This is a genomic window from Streptomyces sp. NPDC051567 (assembly GCF_044454165.1).
Taxonomy (GTDB): Bacteria; Actinomycetota; Actinomycetes; order Streptomycetales; family Streptomycetaceae; genus Streptomyces.
This window is the reverse complement of the sequence record NZ_JBITDK010000007.1, coordinates 42559-56681: the sequence shown is the minus strand read 5'-3', so window position 1 is coordinate 56681 and position 14123 is coordinate 42559. Positions and strand designations below refer to the sequence as shown.

At 73.2% G+C, this 14123-nt stretch carries 12 protein-coding genes; 6 read left to right on the top strand and 6 right to left on the bottom strand.

Features of this window, described 5'->3' with window-relative positions; translation table 11 throughout:
• Nucleotides 1–36: 36 nt before the first annotated feature.
• Nucleotides 37–234, bottom strand: a complete 198-nt coding sequence (locus ACIA5F_RS10725; RefSeq protein WP_399351413.1) for a hypothetical protein — start codon at nt 232–234, stop codon at nt 37–39.
• 264 nt (nt 235–498) lie between these two features.
• A complete protein-coding gene (locus ACIA5F_RS10720) occupies nt 499–1890 on the bottom strand; it encodes a sporulation protein (protein WP_399351412.1) in 1392 nt (463 codons plus the stop codon).
• A 330-nt stretch (nt 1891–2220) separates the two neighbouring features.
• Between ACIA5F_RS10720 and ACIA5F_RS10715 the strand changes: the two genes are divergently transcribed.
• The 3 genes from ACIA5F_RS10715 (at nt 2221) to ACIA5F_RS10705 (ending at nt 5845) form a co-directional block, all read left to right on the top strand.
• Complete coding sequence (locus tag ACIA5F_RS10715; RefSeq protein ID WP_399351410.1) at nt 2221–3987, top strand: asparagine synthetase B family protein; 1767 nt, start codon at nt 2221–2223, stop codon at nt 3985–3987.
• A gap of 28 nt (nt 3988–4015) precedes the next feature.
• Nucleotides 4016–4453 (top strand): NUDIX domain-containing protein, encoded by a 438-nt coding sequence (locus ACIA5F_RS10710; RefSeq protein WP_399351408.1) that lies wholly within the window; start codon nt 4016–4018, stop codon nt 4451–4453.
• A 72-nt stretch (nt 4454–4525) separates the two neighbouring features.
• Nucleotides 4526–5845, top strand: coding sequence for a UDP-glucose dehydrogenase family protein (locus ACIA5F_RS10705; protein ID WP_399351406.1), 1320 nt, complete (start codon nt 4526–4528; stop codon nt 5843–5845).
• Nucleotides 5846–6421: 576 nt separating this feature from the next.
• On the opposite strand, the gene ACIA5F_RS10700 is transcribed toward ACIA5F_RS10705, so the two are convergent.
• Nucleotides 6422–7711: a pyroglutamyl peptidase gene (locus ACIA5F_RS10700; protein ID WP_399351405.1), complete on the bottom strand. Its 1290-nt coding sequence runs from the start codon at nt 7709–7711 to the stop codon at nt 6422–6424.
• A 256-nt stretch (nt 7712–7967) separates the two neighbouring features.
• Here ACIA5F_RS10700 and ACIA5F_RS10695 point away from each other — a divergent pair, with 256 nt between their 5' ends.
• Complete coding sequence (locus ACIA5F_RS10695; RefSeq protein WP_399351752.1) at nt 7968–8993, top strand: LnmK family bifunctional acyltransferase/decarboxylase; 1026 nt, start codon at nt 7968–7970, stop codon at nt 8991–8993.
• 41 nt (nt 8994–9034) lie between these two features.
• Here the strand turns inward: ACIA5F_RS10695 and ACIA5F_RS10690 are convergent, their stop codons facing one another.
• The gene (locus tag ACIA5F_RS10690) at nt 9035–10258 is read right to left on the bottom strand and encodes a beta-ketoacyl-[acyl-carrier-protein] synthase family protein (RefSeq protein ID WP_399351404.1); all 1224 of its coding nucleotides are present in this window, start codon (nt 10256–10258) and stop codon (nt 9035–9037) included.
• 259 nt (nt 10259–10517) lie between these two features.
• On the opposite strand from ACIA5F_RS10690, the gene ACIA5F_RS10685 reads away from it, so the two are divergent.
• Both ACIA5F_RS10685 and ACIA5F_RS10680 read left to right on the top strand, forming a co-directional pair.
• Nucleotides 10518–10745 carry an acyl carrier protein gene (locus ACIA5F_RS10685; RefSeq protein ID WP_399351402.1) on the top strand — a complete coding sequence of 76 codons (228 nt, stop codon included), beginning with the start codon at nt 10518–10520 and terminating at the stop codon, nt 10743–10745.
• Entirely contained in the window at nt 10746–11936 is a 1191-nt protein-coding gene (locus ACIA5F_RS10680) for a cytochrome P450 (protein ID WP_399351400.1), read from the top strand.
• Here ACIA5F_RS10680 and ACIA5F_RS10675 read toward each other — a convergent pair.
• Together ACIA5F_RS10675 and ACIA5F_RS10670 are read right to left on the bottom strand one after the other, a co-directional pair.
• The gene (locus tag ACIA5F_RS10675; protein WP_399351398.1) at nt 11920–12165 is read right to left on the bottom strand and encodes an acyl carrier protein; all 246 of its coding nucleotides are present in this window, start codon (nt 12163–12165) and stop codon (nt 11920–11922) included. The genes ACIA5F_RS10680 and ACIA5F_RS10675 overlap by 17 nt on opposite strands.
• Nucleotides 12162–13964, bottom strand: a complete 1803-nt coding sequence (locus tag ACIA5F_RS10670; RefSeq protein ID WP_399351396.1) for a fatty acyl-AMP ligase — start codon at nt 13962–13964, stop codon at nt 12162–12164. Before ACIA5F_RS10670 ends, ACIA5F_RS10675 begins: the two co-directional genes overlap by 4 nt.
• Nucleotides 13965–14123: the final 159 nt, after the last annotated feature.

Sequence of the window (14123 nt, the reverse complement as noted above, 5' to 3'; positions counted from 1 at the left end):
CAGGAGCACCGGAACGGACACCGGCGCGGGCCGGGATCAGGCGGCGCCGGGAAGTGCCTGCGGCACCTGGGTGCACGCGCACGAGCAGGCGGTGGGGATACCACAGCCGGAGGTGGACGTGTTGGCCGCGAAGGCCGAGACCCCTGCGGTGTCACGCATCGTGGTGACGGTGATGCCACCGAGGTCCAGGTCGTGGGCCTCGAAGGTGGTGGTGCCCATGTTGATGTCTGCCATGAGGACTCCCAGGGTTGAGGGACGGCTGGTAACCGCTCGTTCCATGGTGTGGACGAGCGAGCGCAACGGTAGCTCCGGGTGCGTCCGGGGCGCAGGTGCGGTCCCTCGAATCTCCTAAGTAACTCCAGTCGTGATCAAGGCAGTTGGCCGAAACCAAACAGAACAGGCCGATGCCGTACCCCACCCGATCCCCCCTGCACCGCCCCTCCACCACCCCCCGACCACGAGAACCCCCGTCCCGCACCCCTCCCACTCGGTTCTTCGTCAGGCGGCGATGCCGAGTTCGGCGCGGGTACGGTGGACGAACTCGCGGACGGCGGCTTCGCGCCGCCACGGGGCGAGGGCGGTGTTGAACTCGCGGACGTAGTCCTTGGCCCGGGAGGACTGGACGCGGGCGAGGATGTCGACGGACCGGTTGCCCAGTTCCAGGCCGTGGTCGAGGTCGCGGGCCTGGAGGTGGGCGGTCCCCACGATGGCCAGCCGCATTCCGACCGAGCGGGTGAAGACTCCCGGCTGCATTGTGGTGGCTCGCTGGTTCCAGGCAAGCGACGCCTTCGGGTTCTTCAGGTCGCGGAAGACCTCGGCGGCGTCTGCCGACAGGCGGGCGTGGTGATAGAAGTCGATCCAGGCCGGTTCGTCGCCGCTGCTCCGGTCGGCTTGGCTGATGAGGTTCTCGGACGCGGCCAGGGCCCGTGAGGCGGCCCTGGCGTTGTTCTCGCGGGCGTGGGCGCGGGCCTCGATGAGCTTGGTGAATGCCAGCACACGCGGGGTGGCCTGGCCCTTCGCACGTTCGAAGGCGCCCTGGGCCATGTCGACGGCCTCGGAGGGGAAGCCCCGCAGCAGGGACTGCATGGCCATGGTGGTCAGGACATAGCAGCCGAGCTGGACATCGCCGCCCGCGCGGGCCAGGCGGAGGGCCTGGATGAAGTGCCGCTGGGCGACATCGTGCTGGCCGACGTCGAACGCGGTCCACCCGGCCAGCCTCGACAGCTCGGAGGTCACTGAGAACAGGTCCCGGCCGACCGTGTCGGTGAAGGAGCCCCGCAGGAGCGGGGCGGCCCGCTCCTGGAGGCAGATGCTGACGGAGTTGGCCTTCCAGCTCCCGCCGCCGTATTTGGAGTCCCAGCGGCGGGCGTCCTCAGCTGCGTCGCGAAGTTCGTCCAGGTCGGCCCGGCCGACCTGCTTGCCGCCGGTGAGGTCGGCGGCCTCGTCGGCGGGCGTGACCAGCCAGCGGGTCACGGGGGTGGTGAACGCGGACACGGCGAAGCCGGATCCGGTCAGGAAGTCGCGGCGGTTCACGAAACTCCAGAACGACGTGGCCACACGGACCGCATCACCGCGGTCCCGTGGGAAATCCAACCCCACATCCGCGTCCGGTGTCTTCGCATCGCCCATACCGATTTCGCCAAGTGCCACCGGCCGGCCGAGCCGTTCGGCGATCGCCTGGGCGATGAGCGTGGGTACCGGCCATTTGGGGATCATGCCCCGCTGGCACCAGTTCGCGAGCGAGGTATGCGAGTAGTCCGTCTCCATCCCCGCCTGCTTGGCGAGCTGGTTGACCCGCAGGGCCAGGGACTTGTGGCTCGCGCCGCAGGTCTCGATGAGCCGGGCCAGGTCCGCATTGGGCGGACGGGTCCGGCGGCTGGTCGATGCCACCCGAATCCCCTTTTCCACCAGGTCAGCAACGGGGTCGCTGACGAGGGAACGCCACCGGGCCGGGCCGCGACGACTGGGCGTTCTCCGTCGTACGCATTCCGGCCGGGCACGGGAGACCGGTCCGGCTTCCCGCGTCTTGAGGCACTGAGGGTATTGCCCTGCGGACCCTGGGTGAACCCGAACCGCGAGTTGTGAGCCCCCCTGCGAGCCCTCCCTGACGGGCGGCCCAGCCGGTGTGATGAGGGCCCAGGACGCCGCAGGGACGCCAGGAAGGGCTCCCGGCGGCGTCCGCCGCCAAGGCACCACGACTCACGCTCGGGGGTGAACCAGATGTGCGGAATCGCAGGACTGGCCGGAGGCGACGCCGTCCGGCACGAGAAGACCGTCGCCGCGATGGGTGCCTCGCAGCACTACCGCGGCCCGGACGGCACCCTGCACGCCGCCAGCAGCGACCGCCGGGCGGTGCTGGCCATGAACACGCTGCTGATCGTCGACCCGCAGGCCATGCCCGGCCCCTACCTCGACCGGGACACGGGGCTGCTGCTGGCCTTCAACGGCGAGATCTACAACTGGCGGCAGCAGGCCGCCGCCTGGGGCATCGAGACCGGCGAACGGGAGTCGGACGCCCACTTCCTGCTGCGGGCCTGGGCCAGGATCGGACCGTCCTGCCTGGACGGGCTGGACGGCATGTTCGCCCTCGCCGTCTACGACCCCAGGACGGCGAAGCTGTTCCTGGCCCGCGACCGGCTCGGGGAGAAGCCGCTCTACTGGCGTCTGGACGGTGGCCGGCTCGCGTTCGCCTCCGAGGTGACCACGCTGACCGGCTACGGGGCGGCCCCGCCGGTCCTGCGGCCGGAGGTCACCGCGATCGAGACCCCGACCGGGGTGGACACCCCGTTCCAGGGCATCCAGCTGCTGGCCCCGGCCACGCTGCTGTCCTTCGACGTCACCACGGGCTCGGTCGACCAGATGACCTGGTGGCACCTGGAGGACCGGGCCCCGTTCACCGGCACCTACGACGAGGCCCTGGCCAGGTTCTCCACGATCCTGGCCGAGCAGATCCCCCTCAGGGTCCCGGCCTGCGACTTCGCCCTCCTCCTCTCCGGCGGCCTGGACTCGGCGGTGCTGGCCTACCTGATGAGGCCGCCGGTCTGCGTCACCGTCCGCTACCCGGGCCAGGACCGCCTCGACGAGTCCACGGCCGCCGCCATGATCGCCCGGGACATCGGGGCCGAGCTGGTGGTGGTCGAGCCGGACCACGCCGACTTCACCACCGTTCTGCCGCACATGATGCGGGCCCTGGACTACCCCATGGGCAACGCCAGCACCTTCTCCGAGCACATGGCCTACCGGAAGATCTCCGACCTCGGCCTCCGGGTCGTGGCCGGCGGGCTCGGGCCGGACGAGTTCCTGATGGGCTACGTCCGCCAGGCCCTGGTCCTCTTCGGCCCCGACGCCGTCCTGAACGCCGGCCTGGAGGCTTACCGGCCGCTGGCCGCCAAGCTCCTGCACACCGCGGGCGAGCCACTGGACCCGGCGGAGGCGGTGACCCGGCTGATCCTTCGGGGCCCGGACCCGGACGGCCGTATCCGCGATCTGGTCGCCGACGCGATGGCCCGCGCGGGCGGGGACCTGGCCCGCGGCCTGACCCTGGCGGACCTGGCGACGGCCTGGAGGCCGCTGGTGATGACCAGCGACAAGCTCGCCTCCGCCTACGCGCTCGAACGCCGGTCCCCCCACCTCGCCCGCGACCTGGTCGAGTTCTCCTACCGGCTCCCCGTCGAGCACAAGATCACCGACCCGGCCCAGGGCAAGCGGATCCTGCGGGACGCCGCCAAAGCCCTCGGCCTGCCCCGCGAGGTCTGGGCCAGCCGCGACAAGCTCGGCTTCGCCTCCCCGGCCCCCTCCTGGCTGGGCGGCAACCTCGCCGCCTGGGCCGATACCCAGATCCGTATGGCCCTCACCGACGCCCCGGCCGCTTTCCGCCCCCTCCTGGAGAGGGGGCTGGAGTCCGGTGGACGGTTCGACCGCACCCGCATGCAGGCCCTCATGGCAGCCGCCTGGTTTTCGGACCAGACCGTGAGGGCTGCCGCGTGATCCACAACTCGCTTACTACGGTGAGGGGATGTACTCCGAGACATCTGCCACCGAGGAGCCGGCCGCCGCCCGCGGCGCCGTCGCGATCATCACCAACCTCCGCGGCGAACTCCTCCTCCACCTCCGCGACGACCTCCCCGCCATAGCCTGGCCCGCCCACTGGAGCCTTCTGGGAGGCGGCTGCGACCCCGGCGAGGCCCCGGCCCGCGCGATCGTCCGCGAACTCGACGAAGAAGCCGGACTGGCCGCCGACGCGCTGACCGAGCTGTTCGAGACCCGCGACGAGCACGGCTCCGGGCAGATCATCACCTTCTTCGCGGCCGTCTGGGACGGCGACGAGACCAGCCTCCCGCTCTCCGAGGGCGTCAAGCTCCAGTTCTTCGCCCCCGAGCACCTCGACATCCTCACGATCCCGCCGTTCATCCGGGACGGGATCCACCGCCATCTGGCCGCCAGGCCCTCCTGATCACCCCGCCCTTCCGGGCGGGGCAAGGGTGGGGCCGCCAGCGGCGGCCCCACCCGAAGGGACACCCCGCTCATGAAGATGACCGTCATCGGATGCGGCTACCTCGGCGCCACCCACGCCGCCCGCATGGCCGAGCTCGGCCACGAGGTCCTGGGCATGGACTCCGACATCGACAAGGTCCACACCCTCAACTCCGGCAAAGCCCCGTTCTTCGAACGCGACCTCGACGACCTTCTCGCCAAACACACCGCGACCGGCCGGCTCCGCTTCACCGCCTCCTACGGCGAGGCCGCCGACTTCGCCGACCTGCACTTCATCGGGGTCGGCACCCCGCAGCAGCCCGGCACCGACAGCTACGACCTCTCCCACCTCTTCGACGCCGTCGCCCGCCTCGCCCCCGGCCTGAAGAAACCGGCCGTCGTCGCGGTCAAGTCCACCGTTCCCGTCGGTACTGCACCCCTCGTCACCGAACTCCTCCAGGGGATCGCTCCGGCCGGGGACCTCATCGAGGTCGCCTGGAACCCCGAATTCCTCCGCGAGTCCTTCGCCATCGAGGACACCCTCCGCCCCGACCGGCTCGTCCTCGGCTTCAGCACCGCCCACTCCTGGGCCGAGGCGGTCCTGCGGCAGGCATTCGCCAGGATCATCGAGGCGGGCACGCCGACGATCGTCACCGACCGGGCCACCGCCGAGCTCGCCAAGGGCGCCGCGAACTCCTTCCTCGCCACCAAGATCTCCTTCATCAACGCGATGGCCGAGGTCTGCGAGAAGTCCGGCGCCAACGTCGCCGAGCTCGCCGACATCCTCGGCCACGACACCCGCATCGGCCGCCGCGGCATGCGGCCCGGCCTTGGCTACGGCGGCGACTGCCTCCCCAAGGACCTCCGCGGCTTCATCACCCGCGCCGACGAACTCGACGCCGGTCAGGCCGTCGGCATCCTCCGCGAAGCCGACGCAGTCAACACTCGCCGCCGCCAGCGCGTCATCGACCTCACCCGCGAGGAACTCGGACCCGACCTGCGAGGCAAGCGGATCACCATCTGGGGCGCCGCCTTCAAGCCCGAGACCGACGACATCCGCGACTCACCCGCCCTCGCCGTCGCCCAGACCCTCCACGACCTCGGCGCCACCGTCACCGTCACCGACCCCAAGGCCCTCGACAACGCCCGCAAGCGCTATCCCGAGCTCGACTACATCGAGGACCCCATCACCGCAGTCGAGGACGCCGACCTGCTGCTGCACCTCACCGAGTGGCACCAGTTCTCCACCATCGACCCCAAGCGACTCGCCACTCGCACCAACAACCCCAAAGTCATCGACGCCCGCGGCACCCTCAACACCGACCAGTGGCGCGAAGCCGGCTGGATGATCCGAGGGCTCGGGCGCCGCTGAACCCAGCGGCCCCGACAGAGGCCCCCGGGACAACTCTCCAAGCACGTTCCCGTCCGAGCCCCCTCTTCCACCCACCCCACGCCCACGAGAACCCCCAGCCCGCCCCCGTCCGATGCAGGGGCCCGGCAGGGAATCCGTGCCGCCGGCGGGGTGTCTCCGAAGCCGGTCGTGGTCCCATGGGCGGTGATCAGCCGTGGCCGGTTCGGGGGAGACGCGATGCCCGTCACTTCGCAGGTGGACGCGACGGCGTCCGCGCCCGCGCTGCTGCTGCGGCCCTGGGCGGAGGGGGACGCCGCATCGCTGGTGGACGTGGGCCGGGGCCCGGTCCTGCGCCGGTGGACGGCACTGTCGGTGGACAGCCACGAGGACGCCGTGCGGTGGCTGGAGGGCCGGCTACGGGGATGGGCGGGCGGGGACCGCCTCAGCTTCGCCGTGCTGGAGGCCGGGCCTTCCCGCGCGCAGGACCGGCCCTCCCGTACGGAGGGCCGGCTGATGGCACACGTCACCCTCAAACGGTCCGGCCCCGACCCGGCGATGGCCACCTGCACATACGCCAGGCGGCCCCCACCACGGACCTCAGGACGAGGCGGCCACCCCGATGACGGCGCGGACCTGCGCGATGATGTCCAGGCGGTTGCGGACGAACTCCGGGTCGGTGACCGTGCCCGTCGCCGGGTCGGTGTTGCCCGCGCCGAACTGCAGGACCGGGGTGTGGACATGGCCGCCGGGCAGGTCCGGCAGGCCCAGCCGGTCGCGCAGCAGCGTGGCACGGTAGGCGATCTCGTTGGAGAGGTAGTTCCCGCCGCCGCCCGCGCGGGCGGCGGAGCCGGTGGTGGGCCCGTCGGCGCGGTTCACCGGCGCGCTCGCCCCGGCCGGTATCTCGGTCACCGAGGTGTTGTCGTACACCGGGAACCGCCCGGTGTCCGCCGCCACGATCGCCCGGTACGGGAGGGTCGTCGCCGTCCACTGGGGCTGCGTGGCCGGGGTGTCCACCGGGACCGTCTCCGTGCGCGCGAGGTTCTCGTTGTCGGGGAAACCACCGCGCCAGGCCCCGTTGTGGCGCTCGATGTCGAACCGGTCGACCCGCCCCTGGCTGACCGTCGTGAAGAGGTCCACCTCCGGCAGGTGCCCGCGCAGCGTCCGCTCCACCGTCCCGTCGGCGAAGTCCTGCCAGCGGACCGGGAAGACGGCCGTCTCGATCCGGGCGAGGCTTCCGTCCGCCGTACGGATCAAGGTGCCGTCCAGGGCCAGCGCGGTGGCGCCGGAGGGGTTGCTGATCCGGGTGTCCCGGTCCAGCGTGAACGGGTCGAAGCCCGTCAGGAGCACCCGCTTGACACCCTTGGCGCCCTTGGTGTCCTTATCCGCCCTGTCCGCCCTGTCCTTCGCCGGGTAACGGATCGAGTCCTGGCCCCGGGAGGACCGTTCGAGCCGGTCGAGCAGGCGCGCCCGCGCGGCGTCGTCGAGGGCGAACCCGGCCTGCCAGGACCGCAGTTCGCGGGTCATGCCGAGCCGTGCCCAGTACAGCGGACGGTCGTCGTCCCGGCTGAGATCACCCCGGGCGGGCCCCCGGCCCTGCGCCCGGTCCACCGCCCGCCGCCACAGCCGCGCGCCCTGGCGCTCGACGGTCCGCTCGGCCTCCCGGTACGAGTCCGCATCCGCCAGCGCGTCCGCGAACTCCGGCGCCACGGCGTCGAATCCGCTGCGGCGCAGGATCTCCCGGGGCGCGGCCCGGTCGAGCCGGGCCTCCTCGACGGTGACGGTGGCGGCGCCCGTGGCCGGGGCGGTCGCCGAGGCCGGTGGCGCTCCGAGCGCGAGCGCGGTACTGGCCAGGGCGAGACCGAGCGAGACGTGGCGTATCCGTGGCACGGGGGTCCTTCCGTCGGGTCCGCGAAGTATCCCGGCTCACCCCCGGTCCTGCAACCATATGGCCGCCCCACTTGCCTCACCCACCCCATCTACCCCACTCGCCCCACCCACCGGACCCGGCCGTGCCCCGGTGCGCACCGCGCGGCGAGCACGCGGAACCCCGTGACCACCGCTCCTGAAGGGCGTTGGGCAGGTGCCCGGCCGGCAGGACCGACAGGCGCCCGGCGGCATCAGCGCGTACGAGAAGCGAGGCGGCATGCGGACCGGTACCGGTACGGGGAGCGGGACACACACCGGGACACACACCGGGACATACACCGGGAAACACACCGGGACATACATCGAGCGGACCGGTCCGGCCTCGGTCCGGCGTCTGGTGACGGTGACGCCGGGGACGTGCGGATCGCTCAAGGCCCTGGCCGCCTGCGCCGGTGACTGGACCTGGGAGACGGTCGGCGCGGTCTGCGGGCTCGACGTGTTCAGCGCCCGCGACGAGCAGGGCACCCCGTCCTACCTGGCCTTCTACTACGCCCGGATGCTCGCCTGCGGCCTCCAGCCCCGGCAGCTGACCTTCGGCGACCGGCTGGAGGTGTGCTCACGGGTCTTCGACGCCGGCCCGCTGTCCGTGCTGACGGTCCACCGGATGCGGCGCGTCACGGCGCCGCCGGAGGACCCCGGGGCCGGTGAACCCTTCGACGCCGCCGAGGCGTTCGTGAACCCGCGCCCGGACTGCCTGTACGTGGAGAACCTCAACGTCTGGCTCTCGCGCAGCGCGGGCGGCGGCAACGTCGGGCTGGTCCGCTCGCCACCGGTCGGGTTCACAGCGGCGCTCCTCCCGAAGGTCCCGCCGGCCCACTCGCCGCGCGCGCTGTGCGGCGCGGCCCGCTACGCGCGGGTCCTGCCCGACCCGGCCCGGGACGGCTGGGTGCGCGTGTGCCCCGACCTCGTCGTGGACCATGCCGTGGACCTGATCGACGACGTCAACGGCGTCGGCCTGCTCTACTTCGCGTCGTTCTTCTCGATCGCCGAACGCGCCCAGGTGAGCCGGTGGCGCTCGCTCGGCCGCTCCGGCCGCTCCTTCCTCGACCGCCGGGTGGAGGACTTCCGGATCTGCTACCTCGGCAACGCCGATCTCGACGCGACCTTGAGCCTGCGGCTGCGCACCTCGCGCCACCCGCACGACCCCGCACAGGAGAAGAGCGACCTGGTCGTCCGCGACGCGTCGACCGACCGCACCGTCGCCGTGGCCAGTTCCCGCTACCGCAGACCACCGCACGGCTGAGGCGGCCCGGCGCGGTCACGGGGAGTGGTCAAGGGGAGCCGTCACGCGGAGCGGAAGGCCAGGACGACGTTGTGGCCGCCGAAGCCGAACGAGTTGCTCAGCACCGCCTCGACCCGCCGGTGGGCCGCGGAGCCGGTCACGAAGTCGAGGTCGAACGCGGGGTCCGGGCGGTCGAGGTTGGCGGTCGGCGGGATCAGGGAGTGTTGCAGGCTCAGCACGCTCAGCGCGGCTTCCACCGCCCCCGCCGCCGCCATGGAGTGACCGAGGACCCCCTTGGCGGAGCTGACGAGGGGGCCGTCGGGCAGCACGCTGCGGATCGCCTCGGCCTCGACGGCGTCGTTCAGCACCGTCGAGGTGCCATGGGTGCTGACGTGGCCCACGTCGCGCGGGGCGAGGTCCGCGTCGGCCAGCGCGCCGCGCAGGGCCTGCTTGGCCCCGCGCCCTTCCGGATGGCAGGCGATGGGGTGGTGGGCGTCGGTCGAGGAGCCGCAGCCGGCGAGCAGGGCCCGGGGCCGGTGGCCGCGGGCGAGGGCGTCCCCGGCCCGTTCCAGGACGAGGACGGCCGCCGCCTCCGCCATCACGAAGCCGTCGCGGTCCCGGTCGAAGGGGCGGGAGGCGGCGGCGGGGTCGTCGCACCGCCGGGAGAGCGTGCCGAGCTGGGCCAGGCCGGTGGCGATCAGCGGGGTGTTGCACGACTCCGTGCCCCCCGCGAGGACGATGTCGCACTGGCCCAGGGCGAGCAGGTCACGGGCCAGGGCGACCGCGGTGGCCCCGGAGGCGCAGGCGGTCGCGGTCACCAGGCTCGGGCCCCGCACCTGGAAGGCGATCGCGAGTTCACCGGCCGCCGTGCTCGGCGCGATCATCGGGATCACCAGGGGGGACACGTGCCGGGGCCCCGCCTCGCGCAGGAGCCGGTACTGGCTCTCCCAGACGTCGGTGCCGCTCAGCGCGCCGCCGATGACCACACCGACACGGGCGCCGTCCCAGGTCAGGGGATCGAGCCCGGCGTCGCTCAGCGCCTCCTTGGCGGCCATGAGGGCGAGCTGGGTGGAACGGTTGAGCCGGTGCGCGGTGCGGCGCCCGAGGGAGTGCGGGACGTCCACGAACGGGACGGAACAGCAGAAGTCGACGGGCAGCCCGGAGAGCTGGGCCGCCGTGGCGGCGGTGGGCTCACCGGCGCAGACGCCCTTCCAGGTGGTCTCGGCGTCCGTCCCGGCGGGGGTGAGCATGCCGAGGCCGGTGACGGCGATGTCGGGACGGTTCACCGCGTGCCCACGGGAAGGTCGCGTCCGGTACTGCTCGACAGGTCCACGGAAGTCCCTCGGAAGGCGGGGCGGAAGGCGGGGCGGAGGCGGCGCGGAAGGGGTGCCGTCGGTAGGAACGAGGCGCCGTGCCGTTCGGTTACCGGGAAGCCGCGCCCCTCCCGGTCCCGCATGCGTGACCACGGTGCCCGCCGCGTAGTTACACGGCTGTTCCGCGACACCCCCCCTGCATCCGCACCATCCCCCTGTACTGGAGAAGCCCATGTACGACAGGCTCGTCGACCTGATGTCCCAGATCGGCATCGACACCTCCGAGGTGACGCCGCAGACCACCTTCCGTGCCCTGGAGATGGATTCGCTGTCCATGACGGAACTGGCGATCAGCGCCTTCAACGGGACCGGTGTCCTCGCCGAGAACCTGACCCTGGACATGACGCTGGCCCAGGCCGTGGAACAGTTCGCGCTCGCGGGCGCCGCGCAGGGCTCGTAGATGGGGACGGGTGCGCCGGACGCCGTCGAGGCGGCGCGGCTGGTGCTGCGGCTGCGCACGGCCGGGGACCAGGACCCGGTGTACGCCCGCCTCGCGGAGCTGGGGCCCGTGCACGTCATGCCGTGGAAGGCGGTCGTGGTGAGCGACCACGCCGTCTGCCGTCAGGTACTGCTCGACGGGAACTGCGCGGCCCTGGACGCGGCCTGGCGCGACCGGATCACACCCGGCTGGCGCGTCAGCCCGTCCCTGGTCGCCTTCCACTCCTCCCTGCTGACGACGAACCCGCCCGGCCACGCCCGGCTGCGCGGGAGCCTCACGGCCGGGCTGTCCCCCCGCGCGGTCGCCGCGATGGGCCCGAGCGTCTCGAAGGCCGTCGAGAGGGGGGTGGACGATGTGGTGCGGGCCCTGGCCCACGGCGGGGGAGCGGAGCTGGTCTCCGCGCTGTCCGAGCGGCTCCCCGGCGAGATCCTGTGCGCCTGGGCGGGACTGCCCGGCCGGGACGCCCCCGCCCTGGCCCGCCTCGCCCGCCGCTGGTCGGCGGCGTGCGAACTCGGCCCCGGCCCCGCCCAGCTGGCGGACGCCGACCTCGCCCACGCCCAGTTGCGCGACTACTTCACGTCCCGTCTGCGGGACCGCGCCCGGACGCCGGGCGAGGACGCCCTCTCGCGGTGGCTGCTGCCCGCCCCCGACGGGGGCGGGCTCGGCATCGCGGCGGCGGCGACCAACGCGGCCCTGCTGTTCCTCGGCGCGAAGGACCTCGCCGCCCTCACCACCACCGCGCTGCACGCCCTGCTCACCGACGCGCCGCTCGCCGGGCTGCTGCGCCGGAATCCCCCGGCCGCGGCGTCCGTGGCCGAGGACCTCGCCCACCGCCGGCCGCCCATCGCGGTCCTGACCCGGGTGGCCGCCCGCGACATGCTCCTGGGCGGGGTCCGCGTCCCCGCCGGCCGCATCGTCCACGCCCTGCTCCGGCCGGCGCACCGCGCCGTCGCCGATCCGGGCAGGACCCTGGCCTTCGGCGCGGGCCGCCACTACTGCCCCGGGGCGCCCCTGACCCGTCTCTTCCTGCGGACGCTCCTGCCACTGGTCGCGAGCCGCTTCCCCGCCGTGCGGCTCGACCCCGCCCCGCCCCGGAGCGTCGGGGTGGTCTTCCCCCACCTGCGGAGCCTGCCCGTCACCGTGGACCGGTGAGGTGACCGGCCAGGGACTCGACGGTGGGGTGGCGCCTCATGTCGGCGACCGGCAGCGCCACCCCGTACCGGGCTTCGAGCTCCGCCGTGATCGCCACCTCCTCCATCGAGGTGACACCGAGCGAGTCCAGCGGCGCGGTGACGTCGATCTCCTCGGCGGGGACCTCCAGCAGCGCGGCCAGGTGGCCGGTCAGCCAGTCGGTGATCTCCGGGCCGGACGGGACGCTCATACGGTCTCCTTCTCCTCGTCGTCCACGGGGACGGCCGGAACCGCCCGTTCCACGAGGTCTGCGTGCGCTGCGTGTTCTGGGTGCGCTGCGAGGTAGCGGTCACGGCAGTCGCCGCGCCGGAGCTTTCCGCTGGTGGTACGCGGCAGACCGCCGCGCTTGACGGCGACCACCGCGTGCGGCCGTACGCCGTGCCGCTCGGCGACGGCCGTCCGGACGCGGCGGCGCAGGGCGATGTCCTGCGCGGTGTGCGGGCCCGCGGTCAGCTCCACCATGACGACGAGCGCGTCGCCGTCCTCGCCGGGCACCGCGAAGGCGGCCACCCCCGCGGGCACCGATTCGGGAACGGCCCGGCGGACGGTGTCCTCGATGTCGCTCGCCGCGTGGTTGGCGCCGTGGACGATGATGACGTCCTTGGTCCGGCCGAGGACGAAGACCTCGCCGCCGTGGAGGAACCCGAGGTCGCCGGTGCGCAGCCAGCCCCGCTCCCCGCCGTCGGCGGTCTTGAGGAAGCCGTCGAACACGCGGGAGGCCGGCCCGGGCCGACGCCAGTAGCCCGCGGCGACGTTGGGGCCGCGCACCCACAGTTCACCGACCGATCCGGCCGCCCGCTCGACACCGGTTTCCGGGTCCGCGACCCGTACGTCCTGGCCGACGGGACGGCCGCAGCCCACCACCGTGGTCGCCCGGCCCGCCACCGCGCCCCTCACCGGGCTCTCGTTCCCGCTCCCGTTCTCGTTCCCGTTTCGGTCCCCGTCCCCGGGCAGTAGGAGGACGCGGCCACGGGTCAGCTCCTCGCGGTCGAGGACGAGTTCGCTCCACCGCCTGCCGACGCGGTTGCAGGCCACCAGCACGGTCGCTTCGGCCAGGCCGTAGCTGGGCTTGACCGCGTCCGGGGCCAGCCCGCAGGCGGCGAAGGCTTCGGTGAAGCGCCGCAGCGTGGCGGCACGGACGGGCTCGGCCCCGTTGGTCAGCACGCGGACGCCACGCAGGTCCAGGTCCAGGCCCGCCGGGTCGGGGACCTTGCGCAGGCACAGGTCGTAGGCGAAGTTCGGACCGCCGCTGAAGTGGGCCCGGTGCGTGTCCAGCAGCCGCAGCCAGCGCAGGGGGCGCTGGACGAACGCCAGCGGGGACATCAGCGCGAGGTGGGCCCCGGCGACCGCCGGGGCCAGGACGCCGATGGACAGCCCCATGTCGTGGAAGAGCGGCAGCCAGCTCGCGACGGGCGTGCTGTCGTCGAGACCGCAGCCGTCGATGACCTGACGGGTGCCGGCCATCATGTTGGCGTGGGTGATGACGGCCCCACGGGGGCTGCCGGTGGAGCCCGAGGTGTACTGGAGGTAGGCCGCTTCCCGTGGCGCGGCGACGTGGCCGGACCAGCGGGAGGCGAGAGCCGGGTCGCTCTCCTCCACCGGCCACACCGGCACCCGCCCGTCCGCCAGGTCACGGCAGGCGAGCGCCTGCGGCCCGGTGGTCAGCAGGCAGACCGGACCGGCGTCCGCGAGCACGGCCTCCAACTGCCCCCTGCGCCGGGAGTCCTCGGGCGGGAACAACGGCACCGCGACCATCCCCGCGTACAGGCAGGACAACAGGCCCAGGCTGTACTCGACACCTTGCGGGCACAGCACCGCCACCCGGGAGCCGCGGGGAAAACGCGCTTCGAGCGCGGCGGCCAGCGCCCGCGCCCGCAGGTCCACCTCCGCGAAGGTCAGCGTCTGCCAACTGCCTTCCGGTTCCCGGCCGTAGCGGACGAAGCTGAGCGCGGGGCGGGCGCCGTGGCGGGCCGCGTGAGCGCCGAGCACGGCCGGCAACCCCTGCCACACCGGAGCCGTCGGAGCCGCCGGACCCGGCGGTGGCGCCGAAACGGGCGCCGGCACCGGCGTGGTGGAGGCGCGGAGCGGGTGCGTCCCTCCTGCCGCCGCCTCGGCGGGGCGGGGAATCGTGTGGTCGGGCATAGCGGT